Origin of the sequence: Sphingobacterium prati (genome assembly GCF_013167215.1) — a bacterium.
GTDB lineage: Bacteria > Bacteroidota > Bacteroidia > Sphingobacteriales > Sphingobacteriaceae > Sphingobacterium > Sphingobacterium prati.
The window spans coordinates 58,671-79,122 of sequence record NZ_JABJWY010000007.1 but is presented as its reverse complement, the minus strand read 5'-3'; the positions used below and the strand labels follow the sequence as shown (position 1 = coordinate 79,122).

Genomic DNA, 20,452 nt, shown 5'->3' with positions numbered 1-20,452 from the left:
AAAATTAATAATGAAAACAATCAAATTTATACTGATCATCTTTTATGTCATGATCAATAGCGTATACGCTCAGGACAAGGGAAAAATTGATAACTTCAAGAAGTTTGAAAATTCTTTCCTTAGAAATTTCAAATACCCAGCCCAATTGCAGGAAAGGTGTATCCCAGTATTGACACTGATGGTAATTTCCTTTGATCAATCTGGAGAAATTAACTCACTTCGTTTTTCAGACAGTGCCTATCCCCAATTTATAGCAGAAGTCCAAAGAGTACGAGAAGATATAGATTTTGAATCTCTTTATATGGACCTGAAATCACTGGGAAAAGAGACTGAGAAAATAATTATTCCTATCCAAATCGATACAGGTATATTTGGTGAATGTGAATCGGGTATACTTCAATTTGATCTGATTAATTTGTACTTATTTGATAACAAACCGCTTAAAGGTAAGTACTTTCTATATAACAAGATTTTATCAAAAATATTGACGGCACGTGCGATCTCTTAATTTCTCGATTGTTATTTAATGCTAATTTTTGATTCTATGATAAAAGACACGATTAAGAAGTATGTGGTTTTGATATGTTTAACTACTTCGGTGATATTTATAATCATAGCCGCAATTTCCTATCCTGGCGGCTCATTGCTTGATAAAAATTCCATAGGTTTCGGTTGGTCAAAAAATTTCATAAGCAATTTGTTTGAAGCAAAAGCGGTAAATGGCTCAGAAAACCCTGGTAGAATTTGGGGGCGCATTGGAATGGCATTCCATGCAGTGGGTTACGGAGTTTTTTTTATCCATATGTCCAGGAAGATTTCTTCCAGACCATGGGCTAGAATTTTAAAAATCATAGGTGCTGCCAACATTGTTTTTATTTTTTTAATTGCCACACCATTACACGATGTGGGCGTTATATCAATTGTGCTAACATTACTTGGGTTATTTATTATTACGGTTTTGATCCTAAAGTCTAAACTGCATTTACTTAAATTCTGCTGTATATTTTGCTTGTTGACTTTTTACTGCTTTTTTGCAGTATTCGGATTTGGTTATGTGAGTTTGGGAATCATACTGCAAAAAGTCTATATTTTATGCTCGATTCTATTAGTTATAGGATTAGAATATTTTACGAAACCCGAAGACTTTTTCCAGAAAGTAAATCGGCCTAAGTAATTTTTCATATTTTAGAACCGAGCATTTATATTATTTTGAAAAAGGATGTTCGGATATATACAAAGAGTTGCTGCGACGTAAGCAACCAAACGGCGAACAATATACACCATAATCAAAAAACAACAAACAAAATGAAAATACATACGACCAACTTTTTTGATACTCTTATTATGGTAGCTGAAGATACCAAAGTAAACTGCGGTACAAAACCACCTGCAAAAGACAAAAAGACCGTTGCAGAGATGCAGTATGAAATGATTGCCAAAAATCCATATAAGTATACCTCCGATGACATCCTTTTTCAAGTGTTTGCCGACAGGAATGAGCTTACAAAAGCTGAATATCAACAAGCAAGAGAGCAATTTTTCTCAAAAGGGCAACCATGTTTCAGAGCATCTCCCCTAACAAAAACTTATGGCTTTGGTATACACAGCGATAATAACGGCAGAGTTGCACTCTATGGAATGGAAACAGACGAATACCAAAAATTCTTGGCTGACTCGAACGTCAAAAAAGTAAAGGCTATGAAATCAAATAAATAAAAACAATCTATTTTATTGACATCGGTGTCCCAAAAAAGAACTTTCCACAAACATTTTTTATCTGAAACAGCATGGGCTTTGATATTGTTATCTCTTAAAGATTTATAAAATGTGGAAAGTTTGACATTCGAAGCTAATCAATAGCACGAATTACAAATACTAAAAAATATTACTATGTCATTATTTTCAAACGATTTGAGCAAAGAACCTGTATTTGACGGCATTGGCTACGAACCTTCCTTTTTTTCAAGGAAGGCGATGGTTACGACCAAGACAAATTACAGCAAAAAAAAGTACAGTGATGTCAACAAGGACACCCGAAAAAAGATTCTTGTGCTTTGCACAGAAGAACGGTATATGACCATGAAAAATGGAAAGAAATTTTCAACGGGCAACCATCCGGTCGAAACACTGGTTCCCATTCTTCATTTCGAACAGGCTGGATTTGAGGTTGACTTCTATACACCAACAGGTGATCCCGTAAAATTTGAAATGTGGGCTATGCCGTATGAAGATGAAAACATCGGTAACATCCTTGACAAGTATAATACGCAATTTTCAAACCCGCACAACCTGCGGGATTTTATAGCTGACACGAACAAAGGATATGTCGACTACGTGGCCGTTTTTATCCCAGGCGGGCATGGCGCAATGCTCGGACTACCTGAAAATAACGATGTAAAAGAACTTATCAAATGGGCAGTAGCTCAAGATAAATATCTATTGGCAATCTGCCATGGTCCGGCAGCGCTCTTAAGCGCAGCAGATTGTGGAGACGCTGAGTTTCCCTTCAAAGGGTATAAGATCAATTCGTTTCCTGATGAAATGGATAAGACTTTACCAGAAAGTGGATACCAGCCGGGCGAGATGCCTTGGTTCTATGGCGAAAAACTCAAACAACTTGGAGTTGAAATTTTGAATAAAAAAATTGCCGGCGATTGTCACGTTGACAGAAAATTGATTACTGCTGATAGCCCATTAGCGGCCGATAAATTCGGTAAACTCTGCGCAGATGAACTTCTCGCCTATGAAAAATCAAGAGTGGAAAAAGGATAGGCTATTTTTTTCAAATAAAAGGCTCTCTTATTAATCGATAAGGGAGCCTTTTTGGCTAGACGTCCACTATAGTTAAATGACGTTAAACTCCAGCTTCTTTATCAGTAAAAATCTGGACTCCTGCTTTCTTTTTAATTAACTGTAGCGGATATCGTTCAGGATTATATACACCATTAAGAACTTCATTCAAAGCATTTTTCTTGGATTTACCAAATGTAACAATCAGAATATTTTCAGCTTTATTGATGATAGGTTCAGTCAACGTAATTCTGAACATTTCCTGTGGCTTTAGATAGTAGGCATCAACCCATTTTTCTTTTTCTTGTAAAATCTTTTCACCTGGAAACAGAGATGCTGTGTGGCCATCATCTCCCATTCCTAAAAGGATGAAATCAAAAATACCGTCAGCTCCCAAAACATTTCTGATTTGAGTTTCGTATTCTTTAGCATAATTTTCAGGCTCAATTCCCTCTTTATACATGGGGAAAATCTGATTTTCATTGACTGGAACTTTATTCAAAAGTACTTCCAACGTCATCTTAAAATTACTTTTCTCATCTTCAAGAGAAACCCATCTTTCATCTACCCAAAAAAAATGGATTTTGTTCCAAATTATTTTATCTGCATATTCGGGAGTAGCTAATAAACTAAAAATGGCTTTCGGTGAAGAGCCACCACTCAACGCGACCACAAATTTATCATGCTTCTGGATTGCTTTGTTCGAAAGCTCAACAAATGTATCAGCTGCTTTTTTATATAAAGCATCCAGATTATTAAATATTGTAATATTCATTTTCTTTTTTTTAGTTTTAAACCCACTGATGTCCCTGACGCTCTACCAGTGCATCACTGTCATCAGGTCCCCAGTTTCCTGAAGCATAATTTGGGAAAGAGGGGTCTTTGGTTTTTTCCCAGGTTTCCTGAATCGTTTTTATCACATCCCAAGCTTCTTCTACCTGATCGGAGCGCATAAACAGTGTAAGGTCTCCGACAAGTGCTTCCAATAAAAGAGTTTCATAAGCTTCGGGAGTATCGGTCTGACAGGCAAAATTATCGAAAATCATTTCCACAGGTTTAAGCGCTAAAGACAAGCCTGGCTTTTTAGACATAAACTGCAATCTGATGTCCATTTGTGGCTGGATATTAATAATCAATCGGTTAGCCGACAGAAGCGAGGTGCTTTCTGAAAACATAGAATTTGGAAGTGGCTTAAACTGAATCGTTATATAAGAATGCTTTTCTTTCATCTTCTTCCCGGTACGAACATAAAAAGGAACATCCTCCCATCTTTCATTATCCAGATAAAACTTGATAGCGACAAATGTTTCGGTATTGGAATCAGGAGCAATTCCCTCCTCCTGGCGATAGCCATTTACTTTTAGCCCATTTACTTTGCCTCGTCCGTACTGTCCTCTTACCGCATAATGATCTACTTTTTCAGGAGAAATCCTACGGATGGATTTTAAAACATCAACTTTACGGTCCCTGATCTCACTCGATCCAAGTGAAGCCGGAGGTTCCATAGCAACCATACAAAGAATTTGCAAAAGATGGTTCTGAATCATATCGCGCAAAGCTCCTGTCTGCTCATAAAAACTGGCTCTTGTTTCCACTCCTACTTCTTCGGCAACCGTAATCTGCACCGATTCTATATGTCTGTGGTTCCAAAGAGGTTCAAAAATTGAATTTCCGAACCTGAACGCCAAAATATTCTGTACTGTTTCTTTACCTAAATAATGATCGATACGATAAATCTGTTCTTCCTGGAAAGTTTGTGAAAGAAGATTATTTAGCTCAATGGCAGATTCTTTATTGTGACCAAAAGGTTTTTCGATAATAATTCGATCTGTTGCAGGATCAGATGCTATTGATGTATTTTTAAGATGATTTGAAATTACCGATACAAAGTTTGGTGCAATCGACAAATAGAAAAGTCTGTTTCCTCTCATTCCGTACACTTTATCAAAATTCTCCAGTTTCTGATATAAATTCTGATAAGAGCTTTCTTCATCAAGCTGATGCTGAAAATAGCTGATGTGAGCCTGAAAACCAGCCCAATCTTCCTTGGTTACGGTCTTCCTGGAAAAACTCTCCAGATTTTCTTTAATATAAGCGCTGAATTTTTCATCCGTATTTTCGGCTCTTCCTAAAGCTAGAATATTAAAACCTTTTGGCATTCTGCCATCGATGTATAAATTGTAGAAGGCTGGAAAAAGCTTTCTTTTTGCCAAATCCCCTGTTGCACCAAAAATAACGATCGTTGTGGGATGCAGGATTGTATTGTCACTCATTGTTAGGATCTAGTTATTTGGGGTTTGCCATGAAGTATGAAAGACTCCTTCTCTGTCCGTTCTTTGGTAAGTGTGCGCACCAAAATAATCACGCTGAGCCTGAAGCAGGTTGACAGGTAAAGATGCTGTGGTGTAAGCTTCGAAATACCCTAGAGCCGACTGAATTCCTAAACTTGGAATTCCGTTTGATACAGCAAAAGCAGCTGTTTTTCTTAATGACTGAATTTTATCTTTTACAATTTCTGAAATTTCCTGATCCAATAAAATATTAGATAAGTTCTCGTATTTTGAATAAGCCAGATAAAATTTCTCCAATAAAACCGAACGGATGATACACCCACCTCTCCAGATTTTAACAACATCTTTTAACGGAATTTCAAACTGATATTCCTCAGAAGCTTTTACCAATAATGCCAAACCTTGAGCATAACTGATTAAAGTAGATAAATACAAAGCATCCCCCACCTCTTTGATAAACAATTCTGTATTTTCAGGGGTTTTTACTTCTTCTTTAGCATATAATTGAGAAGCTTTTGCTCGCTCATCTTTGTAAGCGGATAAAATTCTTGATGTTACGGCAATATCGATGGTTGGAATAGAAACCCCAATTTCCATAGCCTCCTGGGAGGTCCATTTTCCGGTTCCTTTTGCTCCTGCTTTATCTAAAATCTTGTCGACAAGAAAACCGTCTGTTACATCATCTTTTTGCTGGAAGATATCTCTTGTTATTTCAATAAGGAAAGAATTCATCTCGCCTTCATTCCATCTTTTGAAAACTTCATACAATTGTTCATTCGTAAGATTAGCTCCTTTTCTCAGTAAATCATATGCTTCACTGATTAATTGCATGATGGCATATTCAATACCGTTGTGAACCATTTTAACATAATTCCCAGCAGCTCCTTTCCCCATATAAGCGGTGCAAGGCTCCCCCTTTACTTTTGCTGAAATAACTTCCAGCATAGGCTTCACCAAATTGAAAACTTCCAAATCTCCCCCTGGCATAATACTCGGTCCTCTTCTGGCGCCCTGCTCTCCTCCAGAAACTCCCATTCCCATAAAATGAAGGTTTTTAGAAGCTAAATCGGCTATACGTCTCTCGGTATCTTTGAAATAAGAATTTCCCGCATCAACGACAATATCTTTTGGACTCAGCAGCGGGGTTATGCTTTCAAGAACAGCATCAACCGGTTTGCCTGCAGGTACCATCAAAATAACTTTTCGCGGACTTTCTAAACTCAATACAAATTCCTCTAGCGAAACAGTTCCAACAACCTTTGTACCTGAAGCCACTCCTTTACGAAGTTCTATTACCTTTTCTTCATCTAAATCGAATCCTACGACAGAAAAACCATTATCGGCAATATTGTAAAGCAGATTTCTTCCCATTACACCCAGACCGATGACCCCGTAATTATACTTTTCCATTCTTACTTAAAGTTTATGTTATAAATCAAATTTACTGAAATGCATGCCAGTAAAAAAATTATCTAAAATTTTCTTTCAATTGTGACATTTTTATCATCAACTGGAAAATGTCATTAATTAATAATACGTTGATAATGAAATTATTCAAAACATAAACTAATTCAGGTCCAAAATCTCCAATTTTTAATAGTTACTATTGGCTATATGTAAATACATGCTAAAGGTTTGCATGCATTCTTTAACATGCAGTTTTACCCTTACAATACAACATTTTGAATAATATTGACTTGTTATCTGAGATTTATCTGTTTACGAAACTCCAGAGGACTCATTTTTGTCTTCGTTTTGAAGAATTTACTGAACGATTGAGAATGTTCAAATCCCAATTCGTAAGCGATTTCACTTACTGATAAGTTTGTGTTAGAAAGTTTTCCCCTGGCTTTTTCTATCAATTTATCGTGTATGTGTTGCTGTGTGCTTTGGCCGGTTACTGTTCGCAGTAAGCTGCCTAAGTAGCTTGGCGAGAGATTCAGTTCTTTCGAAACATATTGAACAGATGGCAGACCTTTAATTGCCAAATCATCGCTATTAAAATACTCTGTCAACAGGTTTTCCAATCGTTCCAAAATTTGATGATTGGCCTTTTCCCTTGTGATGAACTGACGGTTGTAAAATCGTTCCGAATAACCAAGCAAACTTTCAACATGTGAACAAATGATTTGTTTGCTAAACTTATCAATGTTGGAATGATATTCCTGTCGTATGTTTTCAATAATGCCGTTAAGTGTATTTTCTTCTTTTTCTGATAACAACAACGCTTCATTTACCGAATAATCAAAAAATGCATACTGCTTAATGTTTTTTGCCAATGACGTGTTCCAGATAAAATCCGGATGAATGAGCAACATCCAACCTGAATGTTTTTCGTTTTTTTCTTCCTCAGCAATTTCAAGTTCGAGCACTTGATTGGGTGACATAAAGAACAGTACACCATCATCCTCAAAATCGTAATGCAATTGTCCGTATTTATATTTTACACCTTCCCCCCTCTTCAAAGCAATAAAATAAAAGTCAAATACAAAATTCATTGCGATTTGATCGGGCTGCCCAATGAAATCATCCGTCGTGACAATACTGATCAATGGATGTTCGGGCTTGGGCAAACCTCTCAGCCGATGAAACTCACCGATTGACCTAATTCGTTGCGGTTTTGCATGTGCCATATCACAAAGTTACTTTTTTGATGCAAGATGCCCACTCAATAACCATAATTCGTTACCTATTGATTTCTCAAACTTATCCCGGAATTCAATGATGTTATTTTTTTCATCAAAGAATTTTCCGTTGGAAGATTTAGCATTTTCTTTTGTCGCTACGTATACACCGCTTTCGCAGGTTTCGGGTGCATTCCTAACATCGGGTGATAATAAAAACATTAGCTTGAGCCACCAGGGAGTGGTACTCTTTCCGAGATTTGATTTTACGAATCCGGGATGAAAAAGCATTGAACTTACTGAAGTATTTTTTAACCTATCAGCTAATTCAAAACCAAAGTAAACCCTTGCAAACATAGCCAGATTAGTTGCTTTCATCCAACTGTATGATTTTGTGAGTTCTAGATCATTCAGATCAATTTTGGGCTTTCTCAAAAAACGAGGTGCACCGGCAACAGTTACAATTCGTGCTTCATCGCTTGCTTTTAATAAATCAAGTAAACCGTTGGTAAGCACAAAATGACTTAGGTAATTTATGGCAAATGATTTGTCAAGCCCTTCACTCGTAATTTCTTTTTTGAAGTACCATGCACCAGCGGCGTTTACCAAGCCGTGGAGTTGATTGTGCTGTTGCTTAAACTCTATACTAAGTTGCTCAACTGATTTCATCAAACTTAAATCGGCCGTAAGAAAGGAAATGTTCTTGTTTGCTGATTTCTCTGAGATTTCTTTGACTGTTTGCTCACCGTTTGAAGTAGTACGGCTAACAATTACAATAGTTGCACCTGTTTTTGCGATGCCGCTAGCAATAGCTTTTCCAACGCCCGACGTGCCACCCGTAACTAGATAGGTTTTGTCCTTTAGTTCCATTTTCTTATCTTTTGTTACTACAAAATTCTGCAACAGTTAAAAAACAGATGTATCCAAAACCACTGTTGTTGTAGTCTAAATGAATTGCTGTTATCAATAAAGATAGTAAATTGGTAAACTTTAAAGTTATTTAAGAAATTTAAGCTCATCATAGCCTAATCCGGTCGTTAGCATGCTCTCGATCTTATCGATATCCTGCAGCAACTGCAAGGCTCTTCCCTCCTTTGGCCCCTATTGATGGCATGCTGTTCGGCGCTTTCCTTATCATCCTGCCTTTCCTTATCATCCTGCCTTTCCTTGACATAAGCCCACTCAGAGCGCTGCAGGACAAAGTCGGCATAGCCCGGCTCGACGAGCTCGCGAAAGGAACTTGGTGACTTGTTCAAAGGGATTTTAACAGCATAGGACTAAGGTAGGATTTATATCCTAATAGACCTTATCACTTTCTATAAATACACTTCCTGACAGATAGCAATCGGCAACGTTGGCCAGTACATAATCAATATCAAGAATATTAGGACGTGCTGGAGATCCCTGTCCACAATACAAGCTCCTAATCCAGGTATCGACGTCCTCTACCCAGATCGCTTTCCAGGTAATATTTTGTGGATCCTGGACATCGACAGGCGAAACCAGCACATTATACCCCATCGCTCGCAGCGCGCTTAACACGACTCGATTTACTTTGACAAATTTCATCTTCAAAAGCTATATACGGTTCTCTTTACTTTGGAACAGCAACACGGTCCATATCGTTCAAATTCATCACTTTTTGTCATTAGTCACAGATCGTAATAAGACCTGAATCTGACTGATAGCTTGCATCGGATCATCCCCATCAAGGGCTACTCTTAATGTTTATTCCCTAGCGTATGGTAAAAAACGCGAGTTGAAACTGTTTAAGTTAAATAAACGCTTTAAAGGTAAACTTAATACCTTTTGTTTCTGTCCTAAACCAAATATTGAAAGCTATGATATTCACAGTTTATACAGATCAGTTTTACCAAGGAAGAAAAATTCCTTTGCTCGCAGTTTTTATAATTCTACGGCCTGACAATAAAGGCAGAAAAGACTACAGAATCTATAGAAATGAAAGTGTCGCAGCAAAAGACTAAGCGATCAAATTCACATATGAAAAAGGAAAGGCCGCTTGAACAGTATCCAAGCGGCCATAAAACCTTATATTATCACAAAAATGATGAACTACAGAAGCTCATAATAGTCATCAGACAACTATATTTCCATTTTTTTATCAGTATTTAGCATAAATTCGAGTATTAAATATTATTTCACAACAAATTCATAAACCTTACCTTTCGTGGTCGAAAGATCATAAAGCGTTGTTTCAGGAACCTCAAATGCCCTATTTTGCGTTTTTATCAATGGTTTTTTAATTTCATCAACATCAAAAAAGGAATTTGTATTTTTGCCATTCGCTTTTTTCAAAGGCTTCCCTTTTAAATAGAGTCTACTCTTATTTGTGATACGAATACGGCAGTTGCCTCCTAAGGTAGAGCTGACCTTTAATTCCGTTAACTTTCGATTTTTCCAGCTCATATCGATAATAAATCCTCCTCTAGTGACTAAACCTTTCACTTCCCCATTGGGCAAGTCATCTGGCCAAGCAGGTAATAAAAATATGCTCCCATCATATGATTGCACCAACATCTCGGCGATTCCGGATGTACAGCCAAAATTGCCATCGATCTGAAAAGGCGGATGGGCGTCCAGTAAATTAGGATAGGTACCGCCGCTTTGTCCTTGCTGTTTCTCTGGAGCTGGGCTCAATTGATCTTTGATCAATTTATACGATTGATTTCCATCCAGCAAACGTGCCCACCAATTTACTTTCCAGCCCATAGACCAACCCGTCGACTTGTCTCCACGGTAGATCAATGAATTTTTTGCTGCCTGAGCAAGTGCAGGGTCGCGAAAAGGTGAAATCTGACCTGATGGAAACAATCCGTATAGATGTGATATATGACGGTGATGATCATTTTTTTTATCCAGATCTTTAAGCCACTCCTGCAGCTGTCCATGTTGTCCAACTTGCATAGGCGGTAAATGTTCAAGAGTTCGTTTGACAGAATCGCGCAATGCGCCATCGGAATCCACAACGTAGGATGCACGGATAAAATTATTAAAGACATCAAACACGAGTTGATTATCCATTGTCGTGCCGGCTGAAACACCTACGCTACCTGTTTCATAGCTATTTTCTGGACTGATGGAAGGGCTTACGACCAGCCATTTTCCAGATGGATCCTTGGTCAAAACATCCAGATAAAATAAAGCCGCCCCTTTCAATATGTGATAATAATCCTTCAAAAATTGCTTGTTCCCTTTATACAGATAATGTTGCCAGATATGCTGACTCAACCAAGCTCCGCCCATAGGCCACATACCGTAAAAACCGCCATCTACAACACCCGTAATGCGCCATAGATCAGTGTTATGGTGGGCATTCCACCCTCTGGCATGGTACATTTCCCGTGCACTCTCTTGACCTGTAACAGCAAGGTCTTTTAACATACTAAACAATGGTTCGTGCATTTCACTTAGATTCCCTACCTCAGCGGGCCAGTAGTTCATCTCGGTATTGATATTTATCGTATACTTACTGTCCCAAGGTGGAGAAAGTTTAGCATTCCAAATCCCCTGCAAATTGGCAGGCTGGCCTCCAGGTTGGGAAGAGGAAATCAGCAAATAGCGGCCAAATTGAAAATAAAGTGCTACTAGCTGTGGATCAAAGTTTGTTGCAAACTCCCGAATCCGCACATCTGTTGTTTTGTTTGCCTGCGCATTGCTACCAAGGTCCAATTTCACCCGATGGAAGAACTGCTGGTATTTTCTAACATGCTGCTCCAGTGCTTTTGTGTAAGAAATTCCTTTTGCCTTTTCAAAAATTCGTGTGGCTTTTCGTTCAGGATCAATGGAAAGATCCTTGTAATTTTTGAAGTTTGTTCCAATTGATACATAAAGGATTACTTCGTCTGCACCTTGGATCGTAATCTGCTCACCATGATGAGTAACCTGGCCACCTTTAACCTGCGGATAAACAAATCCATAGAACGCCACCTGCCCTTCTTTGGAATCCACTGTACTTCCTCTTCCCCGCAGAAACAATGCACCATTATTTATACCTAGGCCAATATTTTGATGTGGACTTTTCCAGTTTAGATCCATGGAGATACTTTTCGCTCTATCCGCAGTAATGCGGATCAACAGCAAACTGTCGACCAGTGACGTAAACATTTCCCTTCGATAATTGACTCCATCGACTTGATAAGAAACAGTAGTTATCGCTTTATTTAAATCCAGCTCCCGTTGATATTGAACAGGGTTACGGTGAGTCGGGAACCCAAGCATCAGGCTGCCGAAAGTTTGGTAGGGCATACCATAGTCCAGTCCTGCTGGTGCAGCTCTCGGAAAGGCGAGATTCGACAATTCTTGCGCTTCTCTGTTCCTGCCCTCAACAAGAAGTTGACGAATTTTTACAATATCCGAGTATTTACCTTTGGGTACATTGTTCCCAGGACGTCCGGCCCAGATCGTTTCTTCATTCAATTGAATCTCTTCTTGGGAAACTCCACCGTATACCATGGCGCCGATACGGCCATTGCCCAATGGCAATGCTTCATTCCAGTTAGTAGCTTCTTTATCATAGTTTAATTTCAATTCCTGCGACGAACTAAACTTCGAAAGCAGCAATAGAACGATAGAAAAAATAAGGTATTTGATATTCATATCGAGATATAGATTTATGGTTTAATCATTTTAATTTCATGAAGCTAAGCTGTCAATATGCTTGGCCAAGTTGCCGTCGATCCGGGATTATTGACCACTGCGATGGCATGTCCGATTAGGCTTATCCCTCGTTTTTTTAAATTTGGTTACTAACTAAAATTAGCTTTTTATTCACATATTACTTTATATTTTCTACGCAAACGATCTCAGATACGAAATGGATATCCGATTTTGTTGTTTACCCATTATACCTCACTACTATTGATTATCATAGAAAAAAGTAATGCTAGAAGACAGAATAATAACTCGAATAAATTTCCTTTTTTAGACAAAAAAGGAAATGGTGAGGTGTGGGCCCATAGGTAAAAGCTCTGAGATAAGCAACTAGTTCGACTTTCTATTAACGAACGAGAAGCTCCCTGCATTAGGAATTAAAGTTTGATCTGATAAAGCTGCTTACGCATGTCAACCAATCGCTGCCTTAGCCTATGCTGATCTGGCGCTACCGGAAGTAAGCTGTGCAAGGAGAGTTCCTGAACTTCCCCAAAGAGCTTGTGCGACCAGACGAAAAGTTCATCATAGCTATAGGTCCCATTCTTGATGCGCAGGAGTTCTTCCCTATTGGGGCGTTGTATCTGTAGTTCACTTTTAGACAAAATCTCTTTTGCCTGTTGCAATAGACGGATGGTATGCATCATATTTTTGGCATCATAGCCCTGCCCATGATTCATTGTCCCCTCAAAGCGCGCCTCATTGCGGGCTGAAACCCAGCTAAAATATTCATTATAGGCCTTGCAATACGATGAATAAGCGTCGTGATTAACAAAAAGGTACGCACAACCTGTTTCTTCCTTAGGGATAGAACTGAGGGAAACCTCAGTACTATACAGTGTGGCCACGATACCTTTGTAACCTAGAACCTCGCTCTGATCATAAAACAAGGCATACATTCCCTTCGCATGTTCGATCTTTGCTAAACCACAGTTTTCCTGTTTCCAATGTCGGTTGCTTAACCAATCTCTTAACGATAAACTTCCATGACCAGCTATGATAAAGCAGAAATCCAGCAAACTTTTACGTTCACGATCCATCGGATTGTTGATTTTCTTATTCAATCCTTTTGCCTTCCGCACCTGTACCATCGCATATTGCGCAAAGGTCATAGCGGCCTCGCGGGTGATAAAATCCTGCATTTTAAATTGATCAAATAGCGAATCCTTATGTAATATGCAATCGGCAGGGCTAGCCAAAAGCTCCAGTACAGTCGGATTACTCTTTGACAGGAGCTCTACGAAACGACCAAGCTCATAGTAAACTTCGTCATTGCTGGCGTTAGCCACCTGGGCAATATATTGACCGCCCAAGTAATATTCCAGAGGCAGGTAAAATACGCCTTTGATATCGGTATCGGAAGATGCTGTGGCCAATCCATATGCCCGGCTGCCGACAACGGCCTCAAACAGGATCAGCCCGCTCTTTCGAAGTTCGTCTATAGTCATCTTAATATAGTTTTAAAGTATTTCTCCAGTCCTTCTTTATCCAATACGGATCCGGGAACCTGTTTTACTTGATGCTCTAAATGCGTTAACCTTGTTTCAATATAAAGCCTTATGGTCGCTGAACAGCTGTATATAAACCCTTCATCAACTTGGCTCTTCAACTGGCGCAACTCCATAACTTCGACTTTAACAACATCAGGCAATAATACGGATAGTTCTGCCAATGTCATGGGCGCATAACTGCGACAGGTCATACTCCAGTCTGCCGCAAGTAACGATCTTAGGATATAAAACAAGCTCTTGAGCTTCATCGTCTCTCGGCGCAGATCTTCTATTTTGCTACGGACAATCCCTAAATAATGATGGGCGTGCCTACGTGTGTCAAAATAATCTTCGATCATTGCCCTAAAACTTGTTTTGAATCCGTCAAACTCGTAATAGACTACTGGTGACTGGATCCATTCAAACGGACTGACATTACTCTTAGACAGTAAGGTGAGTACTTTAAACAAATCCCAGCCTGCGATATCGAGGTCATCAATTATCGGAAACCGCATTTCGGTAGGCAGCGGAAACAAACGGCTATAGTCCTCAGCTTTTCTCACATAAATAAACCGAACGTCATAATCGCTATCGACTGACGGAAATCCCCAACCTCGGCTTCCTGATTCACAGGCAAAAAGTATACGTACTCCTTCGCTCGCCTCTATTTCCCTTAGCTCCTTGATGATATGTGCTTTCATTTCTTCGTGCTTTTTTAAATTTTCATTAACACAAAGATCGATTGCGATACTGAAGCCTTTTTGCGCATTAAAAAAAGAGCATAAAAATAATGGTAGATTGCTTATTGTCAGACAGATAATTCTCTTTAAAAAAATTAAAGCTTATACAGGCACACAAAGGTACGCAGATAGATTGCGTAGCATAAGGCAGCGAAAATTCTTATATGGCTCAGAATGATAACACCGCTTTTAGTCAACTTCATTGATGTTTGTCACTTTCACTGCATGCATCGTTTTGAAAATGTCCTGCATGTATTTTCTATGATTGGCCCCAGCTAGGACTACGACTCTTTTAGCCCCTACCATCTTAGCCCTATTGACAACATTATGGCACATTCCCTCATTTCTCATGATCCACCAATGTATTTTTGACAGCATTTCTTCTTTCGGAAACCCATTCATATTATACATATCGGGCAAGTAAAAATCTCCTGAGGCGGAAATCTGCGCGGCCTCATCGGTATTCAACCATTCAGTTACCCTATTTGAAGACTTTTCGATATGGGCATATTTCTCAAACCCCTTGTCAATAGCTATCAAAGCTGATTTCAAATGATTTTTAGAGGAATCGGCTATATTTTTCTTGAACAAGACAAATTTTGCGTCAAATGCTCCCCACGATGCTTGCCAATTCAGATCATAGTCCTGGCAATCCATAGACATCAGTTCCTCGATGCCTAACTCCTGCATCATCGGGAAGGCTATATAAGCATACTCAGAAGTTTTTAGCCTTTTCATACTTCTTCCGGTGGTATCGACCCCAGGACTAAGTAATTTTTCGATATAAGTTTCAAGTTCGGCATTAGGTCGATGCTGCAGAAAATTATAAACTTGCCAATATTGATAATGCCCATTTGCCACATCTTGATCAAGATAATAGGCATGCGCTAAATCGGCTTTTACATGATAATCATTTGGTTGCTGCTTGGATCGTTCCTTCAAGCTGTCAACAGTATACCGCAGTAGTACCTCTTTTATAGGTCGATTGTTCCTTAGTTTATGTAGCCGAGTGATATTTGGCTGTTTGCACCAAAAGTCCATCAGCAACCGCTCGTCTTCTTTGCTCAGGAACTCGCCAAAAAAGGCGTCAGGTTTAAATTTTCTAATTTTTTGATGGATGCTGGAAAAATTCTGTATAGGATATTTACTATAATTATGGGAAACACCTATTAATAAAACCTCAAGATCCTGTGCTTTGGCGTTGATCGAGATTAAAAAAAATAAATAAAAGATATACTTCATATTTTGTGTCCTCTTGTTTCGTTATTGGATGGTTCTTTATTCAGCTACACACTTGACATTACGGTTTATAAATTAGTTCCCAGGCTCTTATGCCATCTACAGGACTAAAAATACAAATAAATCTGTACATTTAACCGCAACGGCCAGGTATGTCTCGTCGTATGTTGATTAAATCTCATAATATGTTTTCGGCCGATGGAGAGATAGTTAGGTTGACGGATATAACATAGCGATTTAAAAAATTAAAAGATATTATTAAGCGATGGAATTTGAAAAATTAGTCAGCAGTATCCAAAGTACCGATGACGAGTTACAGCTCTCAACGATAAGCTGTGAACCAATCGCTCACTTTGCGCAACTGGCTGATAGGCTTATACATCATCGAATTTGAGCAAAAAGTTAAAGAAAGAGCAAAGTATGGTGAACAGCCATTCCCCGAGCTCGCCGAATCTATTAAATAAAGGGTCTATCTGTTACGAATTTAAAGCTATGCAGACAATTTCACATTGCATCCCCCCATCTAATATCTGCTGTAAAAGATGTTCTGATCAACAGTAACTTAAAAGGAATTCAAATTGGTCAGTCGCTGACTGTCCAATTACAAAGTACTGACTACAAGACAAATTCAATTCATCAGTTGACGACTGATGAATTGAAACAAGCGTTTCAACACCCCATAAAAAACGGGCCACTAACAGATCCTTTCGCAATTTTATCAAAAATTTCTTTTACTCACCTCATTTACTGTGTACCAGGCCAATGGAATAATCCTCGGCTATTTCCCAATCAGTATTTAAAATCTTGTAGCCATTAAAGGTAAAAGCCTCTCTTATGAACCGTTAAGGAAGGCTCCTTTTGTTAGATGTCTGCTTGAGCAAACTGTTAACCGGCTATGGGCTTTGATCTAATTTAAGGTTAGAAATATTATTGTTGGATTTCAGCTTATTCTTTGGTTAATAAAAGGGCTATATCCTGTTTTGCAAGCACATGGCCTTTATTGATAATATTACTCTTGAGATAAAGAAAACACTGATCGCTATGATCGAGTTTGCCTATAATCAGCTCAATAGCTTTTACATCCAACTTACTGATTTCTGCTGGAACTACTTTATTTGGGTCTACAATTAATTGTCCGTCTTTCCTAAATTCTTCGAGTCGCCAGGAGTATCCTTTCCAAGGTCCAGCAACCAATGTTGTCCGTTGAGCATCCATGGTAATTTGCCCTTTGTATGGCAAGTCGATACTATCAACCATGATCCTGTGGTCTTTTAAATCGATCGTTAGATATTTTAAATAATCGCCGAAATCTTTAGGTTCAAAATGAATACTGCTGTGCCTACGAATGATCTTAAGCGCTATAGCTCCAATTTTGTCTATTTTGATAGATTGCGAAAACTGCATAAAAGCGGCATACTCCGCTTCGCTAATACCCAGATTTTTGTGATATGGCATAGGTTGTCCCGGTTCCAATTCCTTCATTACGTTGAGAAACCACTGTTCATTGTCTTTGATGGCAAGTTTCATTTTCTCAACAATTGCAACCTGCGATGCATCCTGCCGGGGAATCCCCAACACCGCAGCGGTATAGTCACCTTCAGAAAGTAGTCTGTCAACGAATTGAACTGCGACAGCATTGCTGTCCACACTGGGTTGTTTTTGTGCGAAAACATCAATGGAAAGTACTAATGCCGCTAGCAGCCAAGACAAACAAATATATCGATATAGAAATGTCATGTTAAAGGTATTTGATTAATGAAATTACGGATTTATCCTAATAATCTTCCATCTTCCGCGCAAATCGACACTAAGTGCTCGCGAAAGAACTTTTGGTGACTTGTTCAAAGAGGTTATACAGTCTAGGGCCAAGACACCAACTATCCTATAAAAAAGGCCGCTTGAACAGTATCCAAGCGGCCGTAAAACCTAATATCGTTATATGATTATTTTCCTTTAGCTATCTCCGCCTGGACCCCATTTACAAACTCTACAGTGACGTTTGATAGTTCGGCTATCTCCGATATCGAAAACTTATTCAAAGACAAAAGGTTTTTTATTACCTCTGCTTTTCCTTCTGCTTTTCCTTCTGCTTTTCCTTCCGCTTTTCCTTTAGCCTCTCCTTCGGCTCTTCCCTCCGCCATTGCTTTTTCGCGCCCTCGTTTCAATAGCTCCTCCTGACTACTTCGGATACTCTCGGCATCCCATTTATTTCTTAAACTTGCGTTGTACATCTCTCGTTCCTCCGGTTTTAGTTTGCTATACTCTGCTAACTGAAATAACTTCTCAAAAATAGGCTTCCGCAAATAAGTGGAAAGTCCATTTAGCGAAGACATATTTTTGAGTACGTAAAGCCAACGATCTAAATCATTATCTATCTCTGCCTCAGCTTTAACAAAGTTAACCAATTCTATATATATAAAGCCTAGATCGTCATAAAATATTTTACCATGATCTCGATAACATAAGCAAATATCGTGCAAAAAACACTTCTCTTCGCCCGCATCAGGCATTGCAAATCCATCCATCAACACAATGATATAGACTTCACTAATTGCATAATTCCAAGACCTTCGATTGCCTTTGGGTGCCTGATCCGCAATTAATTTACTACTGTAGTAAAGCATGCGCTTTTTCAAATTAACCTGTGCCGTGCGCTGCACTTCAATTATAAACCGCTCCCCATTGTCTGCCGTACAGGTCAAATCAAAAATAACGGTGCCGATATCCTCTGTATCCCCGACATGTTCATTTTTGTTATAATACAGATCAGCAATAACCTTGCGACCTCTAAAGAGTTCGTTTAAAAAAGCAATGAGAAGATCTTTATTGGTATCTGATCCGAAAACTTTTTTAAAGCCATAATCTGTCGTGATATCGATATATTTCGACTGTTTCAATTCACTCATAATGCATTGTTTTAAATTGGTTAACAATTCAAATATAAGTAATTAAATATTGTAATACTAATATTTTTAGTATTACAATATTAGTATGTGTATGAATTAAAACAACGCCTCCGATCAAGAAGGTCATATCCATACTACTCATTTATTGTACTTTATTTTTCCAGCCTTTCACGGCATGATGCAAAAAGGGGTACTGCTAACAGGGACAAGGCAACGGGGCTTGCACTAACGATATACTTTATACGAGAGCAACTACGATATCACCGATAAGTACATGAAATCGAAACACCGGTTCCCCTGAGCGAAGCACTAGAAGTCCATCAGTTTTCTTCGGAAATTGAAGAAATTTTTAAGCAGATCATTTGGTCACTTATTCAAAGGGATTGTACAACATAGGGCTAAAAGATAGGATTTCTAGCATAAAAAAGGCTGAATGATCCAGCCCTGATGTATATAGTTATGATGCTTATGAAGGGATAATGGGTTTCGAAAAATGCTGGCTTGACAGGTGTAAAATCAAGCCAGCAAAAGCAATCGTCTTATTTTTCGTATTAGAAACAATTATAGGCGTAGTACCTGCTGAAGTTTTGTTTTTCTCTCTATTAAAAGGATTTGTCCATAAGGAATGAACAAATCCTTTTTTAGCTTGCTATAGACGTTGTTTTAACGATATAACTGACTGTAAGACAACCGAAAGAAGCACAAAAATTAAACCTATATAAAAACTAAAATTTACTTCTTTACCTTCATTGAAAAAAAGGAAAGCAATTATGATCGAATAGATAGGTTCCAAATTATAAGTTAGATTAACGGTAAACGCAGACAGTTTTTTTAGTACCTCTGCCACCATGACGTATAATGCCACCGTACAAAAAAGAGCCAGCAAGATAAGATATACAGTATCAGTCGCTGTTGGAATAAATCTCTGTTCGGGATTTAGGTAGTAAAACATAGGCAGGATAATTCCCAGGCCTATTGTTCCTCCCATCATCTGATAATAATTGATCAGCTTTGCGTCATATGATCTAACCAGCCTTTCATTGAAAATAGTATACAGGGCGGCAAATGCAGCCGAGGCAACACCAAATGCAATCCCCAGCTGATAGGATGAGTCAAAATGAAAAATAAAGCTTATTCCGATAAGTGTCATTGCGCTCAATAAAAGCTGGACCGGGCTGAACTTCTTTTTGTTGATCAGCGGTTCAAATATTGCCGTAAAAAAGCTGGTAAGGCAAAAACAGACCACACCGATGGATATGTTTGAATATTTAATACTGGCATAGAAAAATATCCAGTGTACTGTAATCAACAGGCCGATTTTTGAGATGTCAAAAATTTCTTTAAAAGACGATAATTTTTTGACATTGTAAAGTTTAAGGCCGATACATAATATAATGGAAGAAAATAGTACCCGATACCAGACAAGTGGAATTTCATTTAAGGAGATCATTTTACCGAATACACCGGTAAAGCCAGCAAGAAATACTGCTAAATGCAGCATTAAATATAATTTTTTCATACAAGTTATCTAATCCTAGAGGATCTTAAAAAATTAATGATTATTTACTTTAAAAAAAGCGCACACCAAAGCCAACCTACTCATGTGGCAAGGATTACACCATAATAGATATTCATTATTTTCTAGGAGGAGGAAGACAGCTTGTTCTGTTCATAGTACATTTATAAGCTGCAAATATACGATTT

17 protein-coding genes are annotated in these 20,452 nt (G+C 38.4%); 4 read left to right on the top strand and 13 right to left on the bottom strand.

The window, feature by feature from the left end:
- Positions 1-10 precede the first annotated feature (10 nt).
- The 4 genes from HPC41_RS01025 (at position 11) to HPC41_RS01010 (ending at position 2,772) form a co-directional block, all read left to right on the top strand.
- Positions 11-508: a hypothetical protein gene (locus HPC41_RS01025; RefSeq protein WP_172392166.1), complete on the top strand. Its 498-nt coding sequence runs from the start codon at positions 11-13 to the stop codon at positions 506-508.
- A gap of 36 nt (positions 509-544) precedes the next feature.
- Complete coding sequence (locus HPC41_RS01020; RefSeq protein WP_216660619.1) at positions 545-1,174, top strand: hypothetical protein; 630 nt, start codon at positions 545-547, stop codon at positions 1,172-1,174.
- 131 nt (positions 1,175-1,305) lie between these two features.
- Positions 1,306-1,716 carry a DUF6157 family protein gene (locus tag HPC41_RS01015; RefSeq protein WP_172392165.1) on the top strand — a complete coding sequence of 137 codons (411 nt, stop codon included), beginning with the start codon at positions 1,306-1,308 and terminating at the stop codon, positions 1,714-1,716.
- Positions 1,717-1,890: 174 nt separating this feature from the next.
- Positions 1,891-2,772 (top strand): DJ-1/PfpI family protein, encoded by an 882-nt coding sequence (locus HPC41_RS01010; RefSeq protein WP_172392164.1) that lies wholly within the window; start codon positions 1,891-1,893, stop codon positions 2,770-2,772.
- An 82-nt stretch (positions 2,773-2,854) separates the two neighbouring features.
- On the opposite strand, the gene pgl is transcribed toward HPC41_RS01010, so the two are convergent.
- The 13 genes from pgl to HPC41_RS00945 form a co-directional block, all read right to left on the bottom strand.
- Positions 2,855-3,565 (bottom strand): 6-phosphogluconolactonase, encoded by a 711-nt coding sequence (gene pgl / locus HPC41_RS01005; protein ID WP_172392163.1) that lies wholly within the window; start codon positions 3,563-3,565, stop codon positions 2,855-2,857.
- A gap of 16 nt (positions 3,566-3,581) precedes the next feature.
- The gene (zwf, locus tag HPC41_RS01000; protein WP_172392162.1) at positions 3,582-5,063 is read right to left on the bottom strand and encodes a glucose-6-phosphate dehydrogenase; all 1,482 of its coding nucleotides are present in this window, start codon (positions 5,061-5,063) and stop codon (positions 3,582-3,584) included.
- 9 nt (positions 5,064-5,072) lie between these two features.
- Positions 5,073-6,491, bottom strand: a complete 1,419-nt coding sequence (gndA, locus tag HPC41_RS00995; protein ID WP_172392161.1) for an NADP-dependent phosphogluconate dehydrogenase — start codon at positions 6,489-6,491, stop codon at positions 5,073-5,075.
- Between the two features lie 290 nt (positions 6,492-6,781).
- A complete protein-coding gene (locus tag HPC41_RS00990; RefSeq protein WP_172392160.1) occupies positions 6,782-7,714 on the bottom strand; it encodes a helix-turn-helix domain-containing protein in 933 nt (310 codons plus the stop codon).
- 9 nt (positions 7,715-7,723) lie between these two features.
- Positions 7,724-8,575, bottom strand: coding sequence for an SDR family NAD(P)-dependent oxidoreductase (locus tag HPC41_RS00985; RefSeq protein ID WP_172392159.1), 852 nt, complete (start codon positions 8,573-8,575; stop codon positions 7,724-7,726).
- A gap of 426 nt (positions 8,576-9,001) precedes the next feature.
- Positions 9,002-9,274 carry a hypothetical protein gene (locus tag HPC41_RS00980; protein WP_172392158.1) on the bottom strand — a complete coding sequence of 91 codons (273 nt, stop codon included), beginning with the start codon at positions 9,272-9,274 and terminating at the stop codon, positions 9,002-9,004.
- A gap of 585 nt (positions 9,275-9,859) precedes the next feature.
- The gene (locus HPC41_RS00975; RefSeq protein WP_172392157.1) at positions 9,860-12,322 is read right to left on the bottom strand and encodes a glycoside hydrolase family 95 protein; all 2,463 of its coding nucleotides are present in this window, start codon (positions 12,320-12,322) and stop codon (positions 9,860-9,862) included.
- A 431-nt stretch (positions 12,323-12,753) separates the two neighbouring features.
- A complete protein-coding gene (locus HPC41_RS00970; protein ID WP_172392156.1) occupies positions 12,754-13,821 on the bottom strand; it encodes a DNA polymerase beta superfamily protein in 1,068 nt (355 codons plus the stop codon).
- Positions 13,818-14,564, bottom strand: coding sequence for a nucleotidyltransferase domain-containing protein (locus tag HPC41_RS00965; protein WP_172392155.1), 747 nt, complete (start codon positions 14,562-14,564; stop codon positions 13,818-13,820). The genes HPC41_RS00970 and HPC41_RS00965 overlap by 4 nt, the downstream gene beginning before the upstream one ends.
- 228 nt (positions 14,565-14,792) lie before the next feature.
- On the bottom strand, positions 14,793-15,845 hold the full coding sequence (locus HPC41_RS00960) for a DUF5694 domain-containing protein (protein ID WP_172392154.1): 1,053 nt from the start codon (positions 15,843-15,845) through the stop codon (positions 14,793-14,795).
- Positions 15,846-16,787: 942 nt separating this feature from the next.
- Positions 16,788-17,579 carry a hypothetical protein gene (locus HPC41_RS00955; protein WP_172392153.1) on the bottom strand — a complete coding sequence of 264 codons (792 nt, stop codon included), beginning with the start codon at positions 17,577-17,579 and terminating at the stop codon, positions 16,788-16,790.
- Positions 17,580-17,785: 206 nt separating this feature from the next.
- Positions 17,786-18,748, bottom strand: a complete 963-nt coding sequence (locus HPC41_RS00950) for an Rpn family recombination-promoting nuclease/putative transposase (RefSeq protein WP_172392152.1) — start codon at positions 18,746-18,748, stop codon at positions 17,786-17,788.
- Between the two features lie 649 nt (positions 18,749-19,397).
- Complete coding sequence (locus HPC41_RS00945) at positions 19,398-20,267, bottom strand: DMT family transporter (protein WP_172392151.1); 870 nt, start codon at positions 20,265-20,267, stop codon at positions 19,398-19,400.
- Positions 20,268-20,452 lie beyond the last annotated feature (185 nt).

Excerpts from the sequence above, each read along its gene's own strand:
- HPC41_RS00985 (WP_172392159.1), bottom strand. The coding sequence starts at position 8,575 with ATGGAACTAAAGGACAAAACCTATCTAGTTACGGGTGGCACGTCGGGC.
- HPC41_RS00965 (WP_172392155.1), bottom strand. The coding sequence starts at position 14,564 with ATGAAAGCACATATCATCAAGGAGCTAAGGGAAATAGAGGCGAGCGAA.
- gndA (WP_172392161.1), bottom strand. The coding sequence starts at position 6,491 with ATGGAAAAGTATAATTACGGGGTCATCGGTCTGGGTGTAATGGGAAGA.
- HPC41_RS00945 (WP_172392151.1), bottom strand. The coding sequence starts at position 20,267 with ATGAAAAAATTATATTTAATGCTGCATTTAGCAGTATTTCTTGCTGGC.
- HPC41_RS01025 (WP_172392166.1), top strand. The coding sequence starts at position 11 with ATGAAAACAATCAAATTTATACTGATCATCTTTTATGTCATGATCAAT.
- pgl (WP_172392163.1), bottom strand. The coding sequence starts at position 3,565 with ATGAATATTACAATATTTAATAATCTGGATGCTTTATATAAAAAAGCA.
- HPC41_RS00975 (WP_172392157.1), bottom strand. The coding sequence starts at position 12,322 with ATGAATATCAAATACCTTATTTTTTCTATCGTTCTATTGCTGCTTTCG.
- HPC41_RS00960 (WP_172392154.1), bottom strand. The coding sequence starts at position 15,845 with ATGAAGTATATCTTTTATTTATTTTTTTTAATCTCGATCAACGCCAAA.
- HPC41_RS01020 (WP_216660619.1), top strand. The coding sequence starts at position 545 with ATGATAAAAGACACGATTAAGAAGTATGTGGTTTTGATATGTTTAACT.
- zwf (WP_172392162.1), bottom strand. The coding sequence starts at position 5,063 with ATGAGTGACAATACAATCCTGCATCCCACAACGATCGTTATTTTTGGT.
- HPC41_RS00970 (WP_172392156.1), bottom strand. The coding sequence starts at position 13,821 with ATGACTATAGACGAACTTCGAAAGAGCGGGCTGATCCTGTTTGAGGCC.
- HPC41_RS00955 (WP_172392153.1), bottom strand. The coding sequence starts at position 17,579 with ATGACATTTCTATATCGATATATTTGTTTGTCTTGGCTGCTAGCGGCA.
- HPC41_RS01010 (WP_172392164.1), top strand. The coding sequence starts at position 1,891 with ATGTCATTATTTTCAAACGATTTGAGCAAAGAACCTGTATTTGACGGC.
- HPC41_RS01015 (WP_172392165.1), top strand. The coding sequence starts at position 1,306 with ATGAAAATACATACGACCAACTTTTTTGATACTCTTATTATGGTAGCT.
- HPC41_RS00980 (WP_172392158.1), bottom strand. The coding sequence starts at position 9,274 with ATGAAATTTGTCAAAGTAAATCGAGTCGTGTTAAGCGCGCTGCGAGCG.
- HPC41_RS00990 (WP_172392160.1), bottom strand. The coding sequence starts at position 7,714 with ATGGCACATGCAAAACCGCAACGAATTAGGTCAATCGGTGAGTTTCAT.
- HPC41_RS00950 (WP_172392152.1), bottom strand. The coding sequence starts at position 18,748 with ATGAGTGAATTGAAACAGTCGAAATATATCGATATCACGACAGATTAT.